Annotated in this window: 10 protein-coding genes; 5 read left to right on the forward strand and 5 right to left on the reverse strand. The window is 67.9% G+C overall.

Annotated elements, in window-relative coordinates; all coding sequences use genetic code 11:
- Window positions 1-8 precede the first annotated feature (8 nt).
- On the reverse strand, window positions 9-992 hold the full coding sequence (locus tag AC6JBM_RS05135) for a hypothetical protein (protein ID WP_497982473.1): 984 nt from the start codon (window positions 990-992) through the stop codon (window positions 9-11).
- Window positions 993-1,320: 328 nt separating this feature from the next.
- Here AC6JBM_RS05135 and AC6JBM_RS05140 point away from each other — a divergent pair, with 328 nt between their 5' ends.
- From AC6JBM_RS05140 to AC6JBM_RS05160, 5 genes are all read left to right on the forward strand, one after another.
- Window positions 1,321-1,452 (forward strand): hypothetical protein, encoded by a 132-nt coding sequence (locus AC6JBM_RS05140; protein ID WP_497986415.1) that lies wholly within the window; start codon window positions 1,321-1,323, stop codon window positions 1,450-1,452.
- 853 nt (window positions 1,453-2,305) lie between these two features.
- Window positions 2,306-5,650: a DEAD/DEAH box helicase gene (locus AC6JBM_RS05145; RefSeq protein ID WP_497982474.1), complete on the forward strand. Its 3,345-nt coding sequence runs from the start codon at window positions 2,306-2,308 to the stop codon at window positions 5,648-5,650.
- A gap of 1 nt (window position 5,651) precedes the next feature.
- A complete protein-coding gene (locus tag AC6JBM_RS05150; protein ID WP_497982475.1) occupies window positions 5,652-7,712 on the forward strand; it encodes an AAA family ATPase in 2,061 nt (686 codons plus the stop codon).
- Window positions 7,713-8,457: 745 nt separating this feature from the next.
- On the forward strand, window positions 8,458-8,877 hold the full coding sequence (locus tag AC6JBM_RS05155; protein WP_497982476.1) for a hypothetical protein: 420 nt from the start codon (window positions 8,458-8,460) through the stop codon (window positions 8,875-8,877).
- The gene (locus AC6JBM_RS05160; RefSeq protein WP_497982477.1) at window positions 8,807-9,568 is read left to right on the forward strand and encodes a hypothetical protein; all 762 of its coding nucleotides are present in this window, start codon (window positions 8,807-8,809) and stop codon (window positions 9,566-9,568) included. Before AC6JBM_RS05155 ends, AC6JBM_RS05160 begins: the two co-directional genes overlap by 71 nt.
- Window positions 9,569-9,862: 294 nt before the next feature.
- Here AC6JBM_RS05160 and AC6JBM_RS05165 read toward each other — a convergent pair whose 3' ends face one another.
- Genes AC6JBM_RS05165 through AC6JBM_RS05180 form a run of 4 tightly spaced genes read right to left on the reverse strand, consistent with a single transcriptional unit; the run spans window position 9,863 to window position 19,798 of the window.
- On the reverse strand, window positions 9,863-11,983 hold the full coding sequence (locus tag AC6JBM_RS05165; protein ID WP_497982478.1) for a DEAD/DEAH box helicase: 2,121 nt from the start codon (window positions 11,981-11,983) through the stop codon (window positions 9,863-9,865).
- Entirely contained in the window at window positions 11,980-13,296 is a 1,317-nt protein-coding gene (gene brxD, locus AC6JBM_RS05170) for a BREX system ATP-binding protein BrxD (RefSeq protein WP_497982479.1), read from the reverse strand. Before brxD ends, AC6JBM_RS05165 begins: the two co-directional genes overlap by 4 nt.
- Window positions 13,293-16,100, reverse strand: coding sequence for a BREX-2 system phosphatase PglZ (pglZ, locus tag AC6JBM_RS05175; RefSeq protein WP_497982480.1), 2,808 nt, complete (start codon window positions 16,098-16,100; stop codon window positions 13,293-13,295). The genes brxD and pglZ overlap by 4 nt, the downstream gene beginning before the upstream one ends.
- Window positions 16,097-19,798: a DUF6079 family protein gene (locus AC6JBM_RS05180; RefSeq protein WP_497982481.1), complete on the reverse strand. Its 3,702-nt coding sequence runs from the start codon at window positions 19,796-19,798 to the stop codon at window positions 16,097-16,099. Before AC6JBM_RS05180 ends, pglZ begins: the two co-directional genes overlap by 4 nt.
- Between the last annotated feature and the right edge of the window lie 100 nt (window positions 19,799-19,898).

Here is a 19,898-nt window from a genome sequence, read left to right on the forward strand (position 1 = left end):
GGTGTCCCTTACGCGCGTTTGCGGTACTTGAAGATCAGTTTCCCGGTGTCCGGGTCGAGGGTGCCGTCTTCGTTAGCGACAGGTGTGGTGGCTACCTTCTGCACCGCCTTGACCAGGTTCCACGCCATATCGAAACGCTCGCCGTGAATGGCCGAGTCGAGACGACCGGTCCCGAGCTCGTCGATGGCTCTCGACGCTCGCGCGGCAAGCTGAGTGAGAACGACGTCCTTCTCCTGAGCTTGCTCCCTCACCCCGTGGAAGAGCCGGTCACGAACGTCGAGGTCCTCGATGGCGATATCGAACGCTGCCCGGTACCTCTCGACTTCGGTCATCGCCTTCTCGCCTTGCTTGTACGCCGTGGCACCGAAGGCACCCACGACGATCCCGCCCACGGCGACCTTCTCGACCAGTGCGCCCAGCGCCGTTCCGCCGCCGCCTGATGCGATCGGTCCGCCGCCGAGGGCCGCTTTGCGTGCGTTCTCCTGCGCTATGCCGCGAAGGTTCGCGAGGGGTGTGCCGGTGCTGGCGTTCGCGATCTGGTTCATACCGTCGTGGAGGAAACCCCACACCGTGTGGCCGGCTTGGGCTGAGTGAATGAGGCCTTGGGCCCAACCCTCGACGTCGAGGTCAAGTTTCGGCTGCGCCATGACCTGCAGGGCGGTGGAGAAGTCGACGCCGTCGAGGACGAGCAACTCGCTGACTCGTACGTGCATGTCGCTGCGTTCGAGGATGTCGCGCATCCGTAAAACGACGTCGTTGTGTACCTGTTCGTGCTTGCGTCCGAAAGCCTGCAGCTGTGCGTTCGTTCGTCCGTGGTCAGCAAGGTGCGCGTTATAGCGATCCTCGTAGGCGGCCCAAAGCTCGCGCGCCTGCGTCTCCGCCCGCGTGCGCTGGACACCCCCGTAGAGGCCTGCCACCACCCCGCCCACACCAGTGACGAATCCGGTAGCCGCGAGGACGATAGGGATAGGCCGCATGACCATCCGCACCATCGGCGGTACCTCCGTCAGGGTCGGTCAGACGAGGCGTCAGAGTAGTGTTCGTCTCGCCCACGCATGGTATCGCCCCATGCAAGATCCTAATGACGATCGGGCTGGCGGCCTGCCCAACTTAATCTCGCTCGACCCAGCCGACGAGAGCTACCTGGGGAGGTGCCCGAGCCGACCCACCGGGCGATGCTCGCCCTGAGCAACGGCGCCGCAGCCGGACGTCGTACGGGAACTATGTCAATCCCCTGGAATCGTGGAGGACTCGGTTATGCGGCCTGGTCCTCCAGGACGCGGATGATTGCCGGCTCGCCGGTACCGGTTGGCGGGCCTGTTGCGGTGCGGGCGCTGTGGGCGGCTGTTGGATTCCTGCTGGTCGCACAGCCGTCCGGCGTACCGCTGTCGACACGTCACCCAGTGCACAACCGCGGCGTGGCGGGCGCGCGAGGAACCTGTACGTCCGTGAAGATCAGATCTTCGGCATCATCCGCGACCTGCTCGGCCCTGGTGGCGCTGACGCGACGGCCACAGCGCTCGTCGAGCATCTTCGTCGTGAACGGCTCATCGTGAGATGCACCGAGACGGTGTGCTCACTCGATCCGATGTGACCGATTTACCCGCAATTGGCTACGCGTGGGGGTACGTGTCGAGGTCCGAGTTGTACCCGATGCCTACGCCATCCAGTTGGTGGGGGAGTGGGCACCCGCCAGAAATGATTGACGCGCTGCGCAGGGTCGACACGTCGGCGTCGATGGAATGTTCCAAAGTGCCCACCGGAGATGGCACGACGAAAGACCCTGGTCAAGCGGTCAGGCAGTGACCAACCGTGACCCTCGCCAAGGTAAGCGGAATTGACCGTGGGCCGGCACCTGAAGACAGTCGCCGCCGAGGAACCGGTCAACGTCAACCCTCGCTCGTGGCCTGACCTGCTGCCCTCGGTGAGCTGACGCTCTCGTGCCAACGATTGCAACCGACCATTACGGCGCTCGGCCGGCATCCGAATGGCGTTCTCGGGCTGCGTCGAGCCTGGTGTGTACGACCAGGTCGTGTAGCCCGACGATCCGGCCGGGCGCGAACCCGGAATCCATCGACTTTTAGGTCAAGGACGGCCACGTCCTGGCCGGGATGCGGGTGGGGGCCTTGACAACCATGCGGTGGCCCAAGATCCTCCTAGTGTTGGCCGCGGCCGAAAGGCAACCGCGCTCCATCGCCGCTATCTCGCGCCCGACGGGGCGCGACCTCGTCGGCGAGTATTCGGCCGTTTGGCTGGTTTGCGGACGTGGAGTATCCCGACGGAGGCTGGTGGCAGGCGGACCGCGATGACCCTTCCGGACCTGAGCGTGGTGGCGAGGACGCATGGCTACCACCCGCTGGTCGGGGATGCTGGCCCTCTGCTGGGTACAGGCCTGTTCGCCGAGGTCCTCGTTCTCGGTGCGGGTGTTCCCGATGCGAGCGGGAAGGTCGAGCGGGTCCGTCAGGTCTCCCAGCCGACATTGGAACTGCCGGAGGGGATCTACTGGTTCGCCGGGGTGTCGCCGGCCGCCGTGCTGCTGGTCCACTCGGGTTCGGCGCCGAGCGCGCCGCTGCGGGAACCTAGCGACTCCGTTCCGGAAGGGTCGCCGCTAGACCAGGCGCTCGGCTGGTTCGACCACCTATGGGACACGGCGGCGGAGGTGCCGTTTCCCGCCTTTGCGGTGCTGGACGAGGTTGTCACGCGGGCAGGGCAAGAGGGCCTCGTCAAGGCACGCCAATTCATCCAGGGCCGCTGGATGTACTCAGTCTTCGTTGGCACCCGGGTTCAGCGGATGAGCGAGGACACACTCCTTTCCAGACCGACGCTGGACTCGCCGCGGGCGTGGGTGGAGACGGAGCCGGTGCCGGCCGACCGCTTCGCCGCCACGCTGACGCGGGCCAAGCTGGAGGGACGCTTCACCGATACGGTCTTCTCGTTTCGGGCCACCCGAACCATCTTCCGTCCCTACCAGTTCAAGCCCATCATGAAGGCGCTCGGGTCGGGTTCACTTCGGCTACTCATCGCCGACGAGGTCGGCCTGGGTAAGACCATCGAAGCCGGCCTGCTGTGGACCGAACTCGAGGCGCGCCGGAACGCCGACCGTGTGCTGGTCGTCTGCCCGTCCGCGCTGCTGGCGAAGTGGCAACGTGAGATGGAGGAGCGCTTCGGCTTCGAGCTCACCGAACTTACCGGCCCGGGCTTGGCCGATCTCAGGACGCGGCTCGAATCGGATCGGGTGCCGAAACGGGTGGCATACGTCTGCACGGTTGAGCGGCTCCGCAAGTGGGACGCCCTCGACGACGCGACGATACTCGGTTTGCAGTTCGATCTCGTGATCGTCGACGAGGCGCACGTCTTCCGGAACTCCGACACGAAGAGCCACGCGCTCGGCGAGTACCTGTCCCAGTGGGCCGACGCGCTCGTCTTCCTGTCTGCGACCCCTGTGAACCTGCGCAACAATGACCTCCTGAACCTACTTGAGCTGCTGGTCCCAGGCGAGTTCCAGGACCTGCAGGACCTGCATGAACGCATCGAGCCCAACGCCGTCCTGAACAGGATCACCTCGTCCCTGCTGGATACGACGGTCACCAACACCACGCGCCGGCGATGGCTGGATGAGCTCTCGTTGAGCGCCTTCGGGCAGGTCCTCACCCTGAGGCCGGATCACGCCTTGCTGCAGGACGTGCTCGCCAAACCCGAGTTGACCCCAGCAGATGTCGTGCAGATCAAGCGGATCTGCAGCGAACTGCACGGCCTGTCGTCACAGGTCACCAGGACGCGCAAGGTAGAAGTGCAGGAGGACAAGGCGGTACGCGAACCGCGGCCGGTTCCGGTGCGATGGACCGACTCGGAACGCGACTTCTACCAGGCCTACTACGCGTGGTGTGTCGAACGCGCCAAGGTCAAGGCGATGCCCCTGAACTTCGCGATGCAGATGCCCCTTCGCCTGGCGGGCAGTTGCCTGCCCGAGGCCGCCGCAATGGTTCGGGCGTGGTCTGAGGACGCCAGCGTCAACGACGAGGTGAACACGAGCGCTCAGCGGCGGGCACCGGCGCGCGGGCCTGACGTCCCACCACCCTCGACACTGGTGGCTCTCGCATCGCGGCTCGCTGTGGACACCAAGCTCAACCGGTTCAGCTCTGTGGTCGGTGACCTGCTGTCTCAGGGAAAGCAGGCCCTCGTCTTCACCTTCTCCCGGCGCACACTGTCCTACCTGGAGCGTCACCTGCGAGGCCGCTGTCGCGTCGCAGTCCTACACGGAGGCGTAGCCAAGGAACAGCGGGACAAGACCATGGCCGAGTTCCGCGCCGGCGGTTACGACGTCATGCTGGCGACCAAGGTCGCCAGCGAGGGCCTCGACTTCGAGTTCTGCTCTGTCCTGGTCAACTACGACCTCCCCTGGAATCCCATGGAGATCGAGCAGCGGATAGGCCGGATCGACCGGATCGGCCAGCGCGAAGAGAAAATGATCATCATCAATTTCACGACGCCTGGCACGATCGAGTCCGACATCCTCGAACGGGTTCTCGCGCGGATCGGCATCTTCGAGCACGCCATCGGTGCACTGGAGCCCATCCTCGACAGCGTCTGGCCCGACATCGAGACCGCGCTGCTCGACTTCTCTCTGACGCCAGCCCAGCGTGAGCAGCGGACTCAGGAACTCCTCGCCGCCCTGGCAGAGCAAGAGCGGGCGGTCCAGGAGGTCGAGTCGGCCGCACCGTATCTCATTTCCAGCGACGGCGTCGACATCGACGGCCTCGAGCCGGCTCTGCTGTCGTCGGGCCGATACGTCGGTCAGGAGGAACTGGGGCTGCTCGTCGCCGACTGGATCAAGACCTACGGCGGACAGGCGAGGTTCGCCAATGATCTGCTGACGGTCGTCGGCAACACCGAACTCGCCGGCCACGTTCGCGACCTCGTGCGCAACGGTGACCGCACGGCAACCGAAGTTGCCCAGCTGCTCGCCAGCCTCACCCACGAGCTTCCGATCCACCTGTCGCTGGACCAGGAGTCCTCCCGTCTCGGCGGGACTCCGCTGCTGACCGCGACGCATCCGCTCGTTCGCGCGGCGCTGGGAGTACCCGGCCACCGGCAGAGCAGGTTCTCGGCCATCTCCATGGCGCCGGACGAGGCGGGTGTACCAGCCGGAACGTACCTGGTCCAGCTGTGCGTCGCCCACTGGGACGGTATCCGACCGCTGCACGAGGTTTGGACCGTGACGGTTGACGCCGCCACGTCGAGGCTCGCATCCGATGCCGGTGATCGGCTGATGGCCGCTGTCGCGTCTGGACGGCTCCGGTCCGCGCGCTACGACGGCATGCTCGATCTCCAGCCGGCGGTGTCGGTGGCCAGTGATGCCCTCGCCGAGCGCCACTTCGCCACAGAACAGCGGATGAGGGCGGAGAACGACGCGTTCCTGGCGACGCGGCGATTGAGCGCGGACCAGGTCCACCTCCGGCGGATCGATTCGATCCAGGACCGGATCAACACGCTGCAGGCCCGTGGCCGGACCAAGATGGTGCCGCTCTTCGAAGCCCAGCTCAGGCGGGAAGATGCCCGCTACGCAGCCTTCGCGCAGGACATCACGTCCAAGTCCGCCCCCATGCTCACCACCGTGGATCTCGCGGTATGCGTCGTAGAGGTCGGCTGAAGTGAGCACCGGGAACAGCGACGAACTCGCCTACGAGGCTGCCACCAACAGGAGCTACCTCAAGGCCCTCGAGCAGCGGCTCACCCGGACGCCGGTCGTGGTCTCCGTTACAGCCAACGAGAAGTATGCGAACAACATCCCACGAGGTGAGGTAGCCCAGTTCGGCCCGCTCGTGGCACGCGTCGGGCTGGACGTGGACGACGAGGACCTCGGCACCGCCTTCTACATTGGCGCGCGGTACCTCAGCCAGGCCGACTGGGAACACCGAGTCATCAGCTGGGACGCCCGCATGGCGAAGATCTTCTTTGACCCGGACGGCTGCCAGCTTGAGCTCAACGACCGGGTTCTCGTGCGCCGCACCCTGATGGTGCGAGGGCAGGACATCGTCAAGGTCTTCGATGACTGGAAGACCCCGGTCCCCGCGGAACAGTCGCCGTTCAAGGTCAGGAAGCTGGAGGTGCCCGCCGCACCGCGCCGCTCCGATCGTCGGGCGCGTCCCGAGGCAACGCCGACGCCGCCTGTTGAGGCTCCTGCGTTACGGCCGCCCGTGACTGTGCCGACGCCAAGGGCGGTCCCTCGGCAGTCCGCACCACCGATGCTGCCAAAGCCGCCGGTCCCGGTGCAGTCGCCGACGCCGCCTGACCGGCCAAATCCCAATGAAGCGGTGAGGAAGCGGCTCGAGCATGGCATGCGCGCAGTCGAGGCAGTCAAGTATGCACTTAACGCGCCACGCACCGCCGCGTTGACCTCCGTGCTCTCGACACTGCAACCCGACCAGTACCGGCTGGTCGCGCGACCGCCCGGTGAGCCACTCATCATCCAAGGCCACCCCGGCACCGGCAAGACAATCATCGCGGTCCATCGCGCGGCGTACCTGGTCAGTCCCGAACGGAAGAAGGAACGAGCTGGGCGACTGCTCCTGCTCGGGCCCACCGAGCACTACGTGCGCCACGTATCAGAGATACTCAACGACCTCGATGTAGCGCAGCACGTCACGCTCAAAGCGCTGCCCACCTGGCTTGCCGAGATCGCCGGGTTCACGCACCCCCTGCAGATCGCCGAAGGCCGCCGTGAAGACGTCGGCAAGTTCGTCAAAAACATTGTCGATCAGGCCGCCAGGCTCCTCGAACTGGACGAACACCCGCCGACACCAACCCGCAGCGAACGAATGAAGCTGCAACGCCTCTACGAGATCATTCGAGCCGGTGGCACAGCACGGGGGCGGCTGGAACTTGGCAACTACTCGCGCCCGTGGATCAAGACATTGCCACCCTTTCATGTGGCGTTCGGTCTTCGGGGCTATCTGCCGCTCTTTGCCCAAGCGTCGCTGTCCCTCGGCCATGCTCCAACGAAGTACGACCACGTGATCGTCGATGAGGCGCAGGACATCTCCGGCTTGGAGTGGGAGATCATCCGCGCTCACAACGTCCACGGACGGTGGACACTCCTCGGCGACACCAACCAGCGACGCCGATCGGACATCGGTGATGCCGACTGGGGCAAGGTTGCGGAGCGGCTCGAGATCAAGACCGACTCCGGACCCGTCCAGCCCGAGATCATCGAGCGAGGGTACCGCTCAACGCAGCCCATCCTTGATTTCGCGAATCGGCTCCTGCCACCAGACGCGCGCACGACGCAGTCGCTCCAGCAGTACGGCCCGGCACCGACAGTGATCTTGCTGAGCAAGCCGCGCAAGCGGGATGCACGGGCCGTGCAGGAGGCCATCCGGCTGCGAGCTACGTACGAGGGAACGGTCGCAATCATCACCACTGAAACTGAGGCGATCGAGAAGGCGCTCCTCAACGCTCGCTGGCGGCGCTCCAGTCGCCCAGGGGACTGGACGAATAATGATCAACAACTGGCGGTCAGGACCCCGGAGTCCGCCCGAGGCGTCGAGTTCGACGGTGTCGTAGTCGTGGAGCCCAGTCTGTTCGTGCCACATACGGCGCTCGTTGGCATGCTCTACACAAGCCTCACTCGGGCGAACCGCGAACTCGCCGTCGTGCATCACCTTCCCCTTCCGCCCGCGCTTTCGCGCAGTGGCGCCACCAAGGTTGAGTAGGCGCCGCCGCGGTTGAGCCGCAGAAGGCCCGTCCGACCAGCGACCCAGTCTGTACCACGGACGATCACGGACCGTGAGTCTGCGTCGCAGCTGGGGGGTAGAGCGAGCCTTACGCCGCGACGCGGCCTTGCGGAATCCGGACCGGACCAGCGAGATCACCACACGATCGGGTGACCAACCTGACTGAGTCACGCTCTGCTGAGAAATCTGCGTCGAAAAGTCCAAGGTTCGGGTCCACGCGGTGCAGTATTGCCGGCTACGCGTGGTGTGCGGCGGCCCAACGCTGGTCGGCATGGTGTCTCGTCGTCGAGCCAGACGAATACGCGGCCCGCGGCCCATCGAGAGAGGAGCACCGTCTTCCAGTGCACACCGCGCTGCGGTTCCTCGTCGGCGTCCGGCCAGTTCGACGACAGGCAGCACCGGAAGGCCGAGCCGCGGCGAAACAACTTCGTTCGTCTCCGCCGTCCGGGAGTCCCAGACCAGTTCGGCAGGCACGCGAGGAGGCATCGTCCGTCACCGGGGTCGAGCTCTTCCCGTCGTCGGTGTATATCAGCCTGCCGTTCGGTGATGCTAGTCCGTGGCCGCGGGAACCACTGCGCGAACCCTGTTTCGTGGGCACGATGACCACGTCCGTCGGCATCGATTGGTCACGACTTGAGGCTCGCAGCGCGGAGCAGGATCGTGTTGTCCCTGTGACCGGTTGCATGTCCTACCGGAAGAGGCCGTGGTCGAGGAAGATGATCGGGTGGACACCAGCATGCGCCGCCGCAACGGCCTTGGGCGTCTGGTCGCACATGAGAACAGCGCCAGCGACCTGGTTGCGTTTCTCTTCGAGGTGGACCCTCAACCCCTGCTGGACCTGCTGCATCTCGGTGGCGGCCCCTACATCTGCCAGCGGGAAGTCCAAGCCGGCAAGGGAAAGGGCCGGCTTGATCTGGTGCTACGACGGCAGGCCGACGGTCACCCGGTCGCGGTGCTGGAGATGAAGGGCGCCTCGGACGTGCACGGCGACCAACTCGACCGGTACAACTCGTGGGCCGACAATTTCGAACCTGCCCCGCGACGGCTCTACTGCACCCCTCGACGGCGACGGCGTGATCCCGCCGGCGCCGTGGCGGCCGCTGAGCCTGATCACCGTCTTCGGCGCCTGGCAGACGTGCGGTGACGCTCACGCCGCCTGGCTTGCGGGCGAGGTCACCGAGGTTCTGCGCACCTGGGACATCGAGGCCGACGGTGTCATCGGGCAAGCCACCGGCTGGTACGTCCCGGACCTGGTGAGCCGGCGAACCGCCGACGCCATCGACACTGAGCTGCGCCGCGCGCACGACGACGGCAGCGAGGCGCGCGCCTACCGGACCAGTGGCGGCAACCCTATGTTCATGGCGTGGCGTCGGCACCCGCACGGCTCCGGTGACGCCTGGATTGCGGTGGATGTGCGCTGTGAGGGGCGTGGCGTTCCGTCGCGCCCATGGCTGGTCCGTCCGTGCATCGACGTGTTGTCCAAGGGGCAGACTTCTCTTCTGGAAGCGCACGACCTGGCCGTAGCGCTGCAACCAGCGATGGTGCTGCCTGCTATCCGGGATGCTCTGACCGCGCAGGGACGGAACCGGCTGGCGGCGGCCTTGTACGCCGAGGAGCATGATGGTCTTTGTCATCCAGCGGAGCCAGGCGTCTTGGCTGATTGGCGCGCTCGGATCGTCGCCGGTGACCAGCCGGGGCGGCGACACCCAGTCTTCTTCCACGATCGCGGGTTGCGGTTAGCTACCCAGCTACGTGTCAAGACCGTGGAGCTCACCCGCCACGATCTCGCAGCGCTGACGTTGAGCATTCTCGAGCACCTGGTGACGCACGCGTAGCTCAGAACACGGCCGTTCGCTGTCGCAGAGGACGGCTGCGGGAGGTTCGAAAGCCGGTCTGTCAAACGAACGGCTCTGGCATGGTCTCGGTCATTGCGGGGTGGTCGATCAGTCGGCGACAAGGACACGTCGTTCGGCGTCGAGGTCCATGAGCTGTAGGCTGAGCGTGCCGCCGCGCCGGTAACCGGTTCCGTATGCAGCCGGAGCAGCAACGTGTTGAGAACGGCGTCGTTGCCGGTATTCCCCGGGGGACTAATTTAGTTTCCGCTGCTCGGGATGCGGCGGCACGATTGGTCAATTGTCGTCCGATACGACGAAGACCGCTCGCTCTTTGAGCACATCCGCAGCCGCCGGTAGGTCGGCCAGACGCGCGGACAAGGTAGCTATGGCCAGCCGTTCCGGTAGGGCCGCGTTGAATTTGAGGCCTACGAGTGCCTTCGGGTCGACGTCCGGCAGGCAGAGCCGTTGGGCGGCGTCCGAGACGGCCGAGCGCCAGTCGTCCGGGGTGAGGTCTGTACGCAGCCGGATGTGCTGGTCGTCGAAGTATCCGGCGGGGTCCACCAGTTCGCTGAGTGTGGTGGCGAGGGTGGCGTTCGCGCGGTAGCCAGCCCAGGTCCACCAGCGCAGCTGTCCCCGGTTGCGGTGCACGACCGTGCCACCTGGATGCGCGAGCGAAGACAGGCGCAGCCGGGTCTCTTCGAGGCGGCTGCGAGCCCGGCGGGTCAGCCGTACGGGCGGGTCGGCGCCGAGGAGCACGCCCCGCATGGCTCGGACCAGGTCGAAGCCGAGCCCGGCGACGCCACCACCGGTGTTCCAGCGTGCCTTCCCGCCGCTGTCGGCGGGTTCGACGAAGCAGCGTCGCCGGACCCAGTCGACGTAGGTGACCCGCCAGCTGCGTCCGGCGAGCAGGAGGAGCCGTGGCCCGCGGACCTCTTCGGTGAGCAGCGCTGGGTCGGTCCGGCCGATCTCGGTGCGTCCGTTCAGGACAGTGAACTGTGGCGGTGCGGTGAAGACTGCGGTCATGTCCATGAAGTGGCGTCGGCCGAAGCGCAGCTCCGCGGCTGGGCCGATGTGGAGCATGCCCCCGTCCAGGTCCAGGTAGCCCTGTTCGAGCAGGTAGCGCTGGATGACCTCGGCGGTCTTGTCGAACGGTGGTAGCCCGTTCCAGGCGGCTGGCCAGAGGTTCTCGCCGACCTGTTGTTCCTGCAGGCACAGCGCGAGGAGTTGTTGCGCGACGATGTGTCTCGGCTCGGGCGGTGGCGTGACGGGCTCGACCCATCCGCTGCCCCAGAGGTTCAGCAGCCCCGCGGCCTGCAGCAGGCCCGGCTCGTCGAGGGCGAGGAAGAGGCAGTTGCGTGCGCTGCCGGGCCGTCGTCCGCTGCGTCCGAGGCGTTGCAGGAAGGACGCGACGGTGCGTGGCGCGTTGATCTGCAGTACGCGGTCGAGGTCGCCGACGTCGATGCCGAGTTCCAGTGTGCTGGTGGAGACGATGACGCAGTCACGCGCCTCAGCGAACGCCTCCTCGGCGCGGCGGCGTTCGTCGATGGAGAGGGAGGCGTGTGACACGAACGTGGTGACGCCCCGGTCGCGGAGCGCCGCGCCGAGCTCCTCGACGAGCTGGCGGGAGTCGCAGAAGACGAGCCGCTTTTCCCCGGCGTGGAGGGCAGCGATGACGGTGGCGGCGTTCGGTACGGAGCCGACGTAGTCCAGTTCGATGTCGCCGGGAGGAACGCTGCCGCCGAGGACGACGGGCGTGGGGAGGTCGGGCGCGATGACCGACCCGGGTCGTCGCCCCCGTTGGGCGCCTTGCAGCCAGTGCAGCAGCTCGTCGGGATTGCCGACGGTGGCGGAGAGCCCGACCCGTTGGATCGGACGCCCGGCGACCCGGCTCAACCGCTCCAGAACGGCGAGGAGGTGCCAGCCGCGATCGTCGTCGGCGAACGCGTGCACCTCGTCGACGACGACGGCTTGTATGCCGCCGAGGAACGACGCGTGGTCGACGTTGACGCTGACCAGCATGGCTTCCAGGGATTCGGGTGTGGTGAGCAGGATGTCGGGCCGGTTGCGCAGGATCTGCCGGCGCTGTGCCGTGTTGACGTCGCCGTGCCAGAGGGCGACGGTGTGTCCGATCCAGCCGGCGTACTGCTCTAGGCGCGGCAGGAGGTTGTTCAGCAGCGCTTTCAGCGGGCACAGGTAGATCAGCGACGGTCCGCGCCAGTGCTCGGCGGCCATCCGTGACAGCAGCGGCAGGGCGGCGGCCTCGGTCTTCCCGCCGGCCGTCGGGGCCAGGAGCAAGGCGTCGTCGCCGGCCATCAGCGGGGCGACTGCGGCCTCCTGCAACGGTCGCAGTGCCGACCAGCCCAGCGTGTTGGCGACGTGATGCTGGATGGACGGGTGCAGCGCCTCCAGGCTCACGGTACCTCGAGGTCGATGTCGTCGGCGTTGGCCGCGTTGCGTTCCACGTCGGACATTTCGGTGTCGGTCACGGTCAGGGCGTAGTGCTGGCGGGGGTCGAAATCCGTGTGGAGGTCGATGGGGTCGAGGACGCCGGCGACGAGCTTCTTCAGGAACAGCCGGGGTGCGATGCCGACCTTTCCGCCGAGCCTGCCGGCGACGGCGTTGGCCAGGTCGTGAAGGTAGCGATCGTCGACGGTGGTGGCGATGCGGGCCGGGTCGGTGGTGCCGGCGGCGAAGAGGTCGCGGACCTTGGTGCCGAGGTCGGCCAGCGCGTCGATGGTGAAGCCGGGCAGCCTGATCTGGACCGCTCGCGGGTTGTCCCAGCGGGGATCGGCGGGGAAGTCGGTGGCGAGCCGTTGGGCGAGTGGGGCGAGCCGCTGGGCGCCCTGCTGGCCGTCGAAGAACGGTGGTGTGCCGGTGATGACTAGGTACAGGCCGGGGAAGCGACCCGAGTAGACCTCGTCGATGAGCTGCCGCAGGGCGTTGAGGGCTTTGTCGCGGGCGTCGGACCGGACGCGTTGCAGCGTTTCGACCTCGTCGAGGACGAGCAGGAGACCGGGGTGGCCGGAATCTCGCAGTACGGTCAGGAGCCCTTGGAGGAAGCCGAGCGCGCCGAAGTGGTCGAGGTCGCCGCGGACGCCGGCGATGCGGCGGGCCGCGGCGGCGACGTGCGGTTGCCCGCCGAGCCAGGCGAGGATCGCGGCTGCGGTGGTCGGGTCGCAGCCGATCGTGGCGGCCCGGTAGGCGGCGAGGGCGGCCGCGAAGGTCGGCGCGGTCCGGCCCACTTCGGTGAGGCGTTGCTGCAGCAGGTCAGCGACGGCGTGTTCCAGTGCTGCGGCGTCGTCGGCGGGCGTGCCGGCGGCGACGGCGTCTTCTTCGAGGGCGTAGAACCACGAGTCGACCACGGGCCGCAGCGCGCTCGGCGGGAACGCTGATGTGGTCAGGCGTTCCGTGAGCCGCCGGTACACGGTTTCCAGCTTGTGCAGCGGGGTTTCCGTCTCGGAGATCTGCACCTCGGCGGTGGCGAAGTTCGCTCTTCGTGCCCGGTCGGCGAGCCAGCGGGCGAAGAAGGTCTTGCCGGCGCCGTACTCGCCGCGGACGGCCTTGAAGACCGCACCACCACCGGCGACCACGTCGAGATCCTCCTCGACGCTGCCGGAGAAGCGGTCTAGGCCGACGGCGAGCAGGTCGAGCCCGGTTTCGGGGACGGCGCCCCGCCGCAGCGCGTCGATGACCTGCCGGCGCCGCGCGGCGCTCACCGCGGCGGTCATCGCACGTCGTCCGGGAGGCCGAACTGGGCGCGCAGCAGCGCGACGTTGAGCCGGACGGTCTGCCCGCCGTCGATCAGTTGCAGCACCTCGAAGTTGTCGACGTTGAGGATGCGGGCCAGGGTGGTGGCGAACCCGTTGGCCCGTGCCGGCACTTCACCGGCGCGCTGCGCGAAGACCGGCAACGGCAGCGTGTTGTTGGCCGCGAGGAGCGCGTCGAGGGCGGCTCTGATCTTCGGTTTCGGCATCCGTCGCGCGGTGGACGCCTGCTGCGCCTCGAACATCTCGCTGGCGAACAACGCGTCGAGCAGCCCGGGCGCGGGCACGTCCGCGACCGGCGCTTCGAGCACGATGTCGAGCGCTTCCTGCCCTTGCGGTACCGGACGACGGGTACCTTTCCGCGGGGGAACAGCCGGCGCGATCGTCGCGACAGGCGCTGCCGAGGTGGCCGGGGTGACCGGTTCCCACCAGGCCGGGCGTTGGTCGGACAACGCCCCCCAGCCCGCTGGGACCTCGGCGCCGCGGGACAGGAACGCCAGCAGCGGAATGGCGACCTCCGCGAGGGCCGCACCGCCGTGGTAGCCGGCGTTCTTCGGCCCGTACCGCAGATCCGGGTCCCAGAGCGCGACGATGCGGTGCTCATCGGCGACGACCCGGGGGCCGGACAGCAGCACCTCACCGGCGCCGACCGGTATCGAGCCGGGACGTCGATGGCGCCCGGATTCGGCCGCGTCGACGGAGCGGTGTATGCCGTCACGGTGCAGCACGTGACCGTGGTCGCTGGTCAGGATCACCGCACGGCCCGCGCTTCGGGCATGGTCGAGCAGCACCCGCAGCGGGCCGAGGTTGTCGAGCCGCCACGATGCGTCGGCGGACTCGCGGCCCCGGTCGAGCGCGTCGTCGACGGTGTTGATGACGACGGCGACGACCATCTGCGCATCTCCGAGCGCCTGCACCAGCTCCGCACCCAGGACCTCACCGGCCCCGCCGTGCAGCGATCCCTTGTGGAAGAGCCGTGCCGGTCGGCCGGCCCACAGCGGATGTGACTCGAAGGCGGTGCGCTCGTCGTCCTGGCCGCCGCTGCGTAATTTGCCGCTGAACAGCGACGCCCGGGATACCGTGGTGAGCGTGGGCAACGCGGCCACGACGCCGCGACGCCGGGGCTGAGCGGCCTTGTCGGCGCCGGACAGCGGGTCGAACTCGACGAGGCCGTGGTCGGTGAGGTCCTGGGCCAGTTCGGCGGCGACGGCGGTGCTCATGCCGTCGAGGATGACGAGCAGCACCGGCGGTCCGGCATCGCGGATCAGCGGCGCGACCACCCGTTCGAGGACCTTCTCCACGACGAGGGTCGGCCCGGACAGCGGTCCCCCTGCGGCGGTCCACGTCGCCAACCGGCTGGCGAACGCCTCATCGAGTGCGCGCCTGCGGGCCGCCACCTGCTGATAGAGACCCCGGTACGCTGCCTGCAGCACCGGGTGCGCCTCCTCGCCCGCCCAGACGTGGGTGAGCGCCCAGTCCACCCAGCCCCACTGGGTGACCTGCTGGTCGATCGCTTCCCCGACGCCCTGCGGCGGCGTCTGATCGCCCAGCGCCAGCCAACGGGTCAGGCGCAGCGCCATCCGGGCCCGTTCGACCCGCTGCCGCTGCGCGGCTGCCAGATGGTGCCTGCCGAGCGCGTCGACCGCGGCTTCGAGCGCCGGCAACGACGGCGGTCCGGGCTTGGCGAGCGTGCCGTGCAGTGCGCCGGCGACGGTCCCGACCAGGTGGTCGAAGCCGGACCGCAGGATCGGACTGGATGCGGCGGCGGTCTGGGCGCCGAGCTGGATGACGAGCTCTTCTGCCCGGTCGAGCACCTGCCGCAGGTGCAGCCCGACGGCGGCACCGTGCACACCGTCGCGTCCGGACTCCACTAGCATTTCGGCGACGACCTGTTCGGCCGTCCGGCCGAGCGCGTCCAGTTCCTGGTCACCGAGTGCGGCGTCGTTGAGGTACTGGTCGACCCGGCCCTTGGCGCGGGCAGCCTCAGCGCTGTCGTTGGACCAGAGCACCGCGCACACCAGCCCCAGCGGGAGGGTGTCCCCGACCCGTCCGGCCTTGATCAGGGCAAAGACGGGACGCGCCGATGTGCCGGTGCGTTCCACCAGCCACTGCTGCAGGCCGGCGCGTTCGTCGGCCGGCAGGTCGGTCAGCGCGGCGTTGGCTTCAGGCCGCAGGGTCCACCGCAGCAGCGCGGCACCGTCGAGGTTTTCGGCGTCACCGCTCGTGGCGTTGAGGCCGAGCCGTGCCGCGGCGAGGCAGCTGAGCGCCACATCGCGGGTGAGCACGGTGCCGGACAGCTTCGGCCATCCGGTGCTCGGCATCGCGTCGATCAGCGCCGTGCCGGCCCACCGCTGCTGCGCCAGCCGTGGATCGACCCGTTGGGCGCCGAAGCAGTCCGCGATCAATGACCAGGGTTCGATGGTGATGACCTTGTTCCGGAACACGTCGCTGAGGACGCCGGGGCCGAGTTCGGTGTCGGTCAGGTCGGTCAGGACCACCAGCGGTTCGGGTGCGGCGCCGGTGCGGTGTCCGACGAGGTGGTCCCACACCGCGAGCGCGGAGACCGCCGTGGTGACCCGGATCGGGGTTCCGTCCGTGAGCGTCAAGGTCGGCTCGGTGGCCCACTGCGGTTCCGCGCGGAGCAGGATCACCGGGGCGGGCCCGTCCGCAGCCCACCGGTGGCGGGCGAGTTGTTGCTCTATCTTGCGGGTCAGTGCCGCCGGCGTGATGCGTATGACGCGGGATCGCGTGGCGTCGGGAGCGGTCATCCGACTTCCCGCCAGGAAACTGTGAATCGCTTGCCCGGCTTCGCGGTGACGGCCGCGCGCAGTGCTTCGACGACCTCCGCCAGGTTGGCTGCCGTGACCTCCGGATGGGTGGTGACGTCCGGCAGGTCGACCACGTCCTCTTGTTTGACGAGATCCTGCCGGCCACCGCCCTGCGGCGGCTTGATGATGGCCCGCTTCAGCAGTGCCGACGCCTTGGACCTGGCGGCCGTGAGCGCCGGTGTCAGCTTCACCTTCGTGGTCAGCTCGTCTGTGCGCGCGACCGTTCGGAGTTCTTCCAGGATGTCGGCGCCCTCGCGGTCGAACGGCGCCGGGAGCCGCACGACGAGGTCCAGTGAGTTCCAGTCCATCTGCTCGAGGGCCTGGGCGTTCGTGGCGGCGGACTTGATGCTCGCACCGCACCGGTCCGCCGGTCCGCCGAGGTCCGCTGTCGCCAGGTGCTTGATGACGTCGACGGTGCTTGCCCGGGAGTGCAGCCCGTCGAGCAGATCGGCGGCGGCCTGAGCGGTGTGCAGCCGTCCGCTGTCGGGGGAGAGGTCGAGCTGCTCGGCGTGGTTCTGCAGCTGGCGCAGCAGCCGATGGGCGCTGTCGCGGTGCCGGGCAGCCTCAGTCGAGATGTCACGCACGAGCAGCGCCACCAGCCGGCCGCGCCGCGGCCCGGGCGTCGTCACCCCGAACAGGTCCATCGACCGGCGGACCGCCGTCTGCCAGTGCTCCTCCGACGGCAGCGCCTGTTCTCGCAACGTGTAGTGCTCGCGGATGGTCGTCAGGTCCGGCGGCGGGTTGAGCACACCGCCCTGCTGCAGCCACGCCCGGTCGGTCTGCTCCGCAAAACACATCAGGACCAGACCGGCGACGTGACGGTCCAGGCCGTAGGGCTGCGGCTCGTCCAGCCAGCGCAGAAGGTCCTTCACGTTCAGGTCGTCGCTGATGCCTTCCTGCGCCGCCTTCTGGTGGAAGTGCTGCACCCAGTGCCGTCCCAGCACGAACGCCGACTCGTGCATCTCACCCAGCCGCAGAGGGTTCGCGATCCGCCGGACGGTGAGGCGATCCTTGCGCTCCACCTCGACCCGGCCGTCGGGGGTGTCGATCGCCTGGCGCACGACCTCGAGCACCAGCTTCAGGTCGGCCGGCTTGACGACGGTGCCGTTGCGGTCCGGGTCGAAGTCCGGATGCGCCGGGAACTGGTTGGCCAGCATCTGGTCGGCCAGCGCATGCAGGGCCTGCTTGAACGCCGCACCGACCGGCAGCGTCGGCGTCAGCCCGGCGGCCAATGCCAGGACATGATCCTGGTACGAGGTGACGACGTCACCCGACTGCTTCGCCGCCAACCCGTACGCCTGCCGCAGCAGCGTCCGCATCCGGCTCATCAGCGCGTCCCGCTGGCTGCGCAGGGTGTCGAACGCCCGCCGCCGGTCGTCCTTGCTCAGATGCTGGGCGTGGCTGTCGAACCGCTGGCCGCTGAGCACCGCGTCGATGATGACCAGCCGGCCCAGGTCGTTGAGACGGTCGGCGGTGAACGCGGCCGGGATCCAGCACACGGTGCGCGGTGCGATGCGTTCACCGAGGCGGTGCACGCGGTCGCGGTCGTCGGCCGGGCTGTGGTTGCCCTCATCGAACGGGTAGTCGACCACCAGCCGCCACGCGATGGGGTCCAGCGGATGGAAGGCATCGTCGCGAATGTTGTTCTCGTCGCGGACGTTACCGAAGATCACCTCAAGTTGGCGGCGGCTGCCGCGCCACGTCAGGTCCGCCGTATCGACGTACTGACCGGACTCGGTGATGCCGAGCTCGTCCCAGAGCAGCCGCTTCACCATCGAACGCCGGTTGCCCAGGTTGTCGAAGTGGTGCGCGGACTGCAGCACGCTGTCCACGTCGACGCCGACGAGTTCCAGCGACACGACCGGGTCTTCGATGCCCAGTTTCTTGATCTCCCCGAACTGGCCCGCCCAGTCGTCGATCTTGCGCATGACCTGGCCGACCTCACCACCCGGAATCGGACTGGTGATACTGCCGTGGTTCAGCGCCGACAGCCGCCGCGCGGTCAGGTTCCGCAGCGCCGGCACGGTCGGCGCCAACGCCGACAGCAGCAGCGTCTTGATGATCCGGTCGTCGCCGGTGAACACCCGGACCCGGCCGGCGAGGTCCGCCGGCACGTCCGCGCCGCGGCGGACCCGCTCCACATCGTCCTCACCGATGCCGTAAACGCTCAACAGGTACGGGCGGAGCCGCCCCTGGTACAGCCGCTGCGCCGTCTCGAACTCGATCTTCAGTTTCTCCGTGAACGGCTGGTCCCCGCCCCGGCTGATCACCTCGTACAGGTCACCGAGCGGCACCAACTGCCCCAGCCGCAGGTCGTCACGACGCTCGACGAGGAGGTCCCGCATGAGCTTCAACGCGGTCCGGGACCGCTGCAGCGCGCTGGACACGTGCACCAGGGTGCTGATGAACGCCGGGCTGAACGGATACGTGGCACGGAACGAGGCGATGTCCGCGCCGTCAGCGCCCATGAGCGTGTCGAAGACGTCGCGGCGCACCTCCTTCGTGGTGCGCTCGAACGCGTCGGCGATCTGCTGACCCGCCTCGACAGACACCGGCTTGAGCAGACGCTGCCGGGCGATGGCTGGCAGGTTGCGGTCCTCGAGCGTGATCACCTCGAACCGGCCGCTGGCCAGGTTCAACGTGTCCATGAACCCGAGCTCGGTCGCGCCGGTCACATCGGTGCCGACCAGCTCCCGCAGGTCACGCTGCCGGGCGATGAAGCTGACGATCGGGATGGGCCGCCGGGTATCGCCGCCCTCGACGAAGTTTGTGATCTTCTGGATCTCCCGCGCGACGAACTTCTCGTCCGCGATCGAGTTGGCCAGCCACAGGATCAGCTCGTCCAAGAACAGCACGAGACCGTCGTACTTCAGGCTCTTGGCGTGCCGGCTGATCTCGGTGAGGCCGCGGTCCAGGGAGACGAACCCCTCCGCATCCTCCTGCGCGTTGGTGAAGAACCCCTGGTTCCAGGTCAGCAGCAGGTCGTTGACCAGCTTCTGGCGGTCCTCGTCGTCGGCCGGTGCGGCGAACGCCGCGTCGAGCCGCTGCGGCGTCCAGGCCTCCTCGTCGCCCCACTCGTCGTCGCTACCCGGCAGCCCGCCGATGAACGCCGCATCACCCATCGTCTTGCGCTGGTACCGCGCACTGTCCAGCAGCGCGTCGGTCCGATGCACGGCCGGAATCGGCGCGTCGGGGTGCAGCCGCCGGATGTGCTCGACATAGCCACCGAGGACCTTCTGCTCCAGCGACTTGGCGCCGATCAGATGGAACGGCACGAGCAGGAAGTTCTTCCCCGACAGCCACTCGTCGTGCTTGCCGAGCAGCCGCGCGAACTCGTCCCGCTCCCGCGCGACCTGCTCACCCCGCAGCAACGCGTGCAGCACCGCCATGAAGTGCGACTTACCGGCACCGAACGAGCCGTGCAGATACGCTGCCTTCGACCCGCCGCTGAGCGCACCGGCGATCAGGTTGAGCGCCTGGTCGAAGTTATCGACCAGACGATCGGTGATCACATACTCCCGCAGCGTCTCTCGCGGATCGGTCACACCCTCCACGAGCTTGAGCACGAAGTCGCTCTGGCTGGACCGCTCCGGAATACTGATCAGCTCACGGAGCAGCGGCAAGGGTGTCGGCGCCATGGTCGTCACCGTAGCGTGCCGGTCACCGTCGATAAACGACCCGGCTGCCGCGCCATCGTATCGAGAAGATCACGACACGTCAGGAACCATCGTCAACACC

Source organism: Dactylosporangium thailandense (assembly GCF_059739745.1).

What these genes read in the sequence shown, in the direction of transcription:
- brxD (WP_497982479.1), bottom strand. Translation starts at nt 13,296, where the DNA reads ATGACCGCCGCGGTGAGCGCCGCGCGGCGCCGGCAGGTCATCGACGCG.
- AC6JBM_RS05135 (WP_497982473.1), bottom strand. Translation starts at nt 992, where the DNA reads ATGGTGCGGATGGTCATGCGGCCTATCCCTATCGTCCTCGCGGCTACC.
- AC6JBM_RS05145 (WP_497982474.1), top strand. Translation starts at nt 2,306, where the DNA reads ATGACCCTTCCGGACCTGAGCGTGGTGGCGAGGACGCATGGCTACCAC.
- AC6JBM_RS05180 (WP_497982481.1), bottom strand. Translation starts at nt 19,798, where the DNA reads ATGGCGCCGACACCCTTGCCGCTGCTCCGTGAGCTGATCAGTATTCCG.
- pglZ (WP_497982480.1), bottom strand. Translation starts at nt 16,100, where the DNA reads ATGACCGCTCCCGACGCCACGCGATCCCGCGTCATACGCATCACGCCG.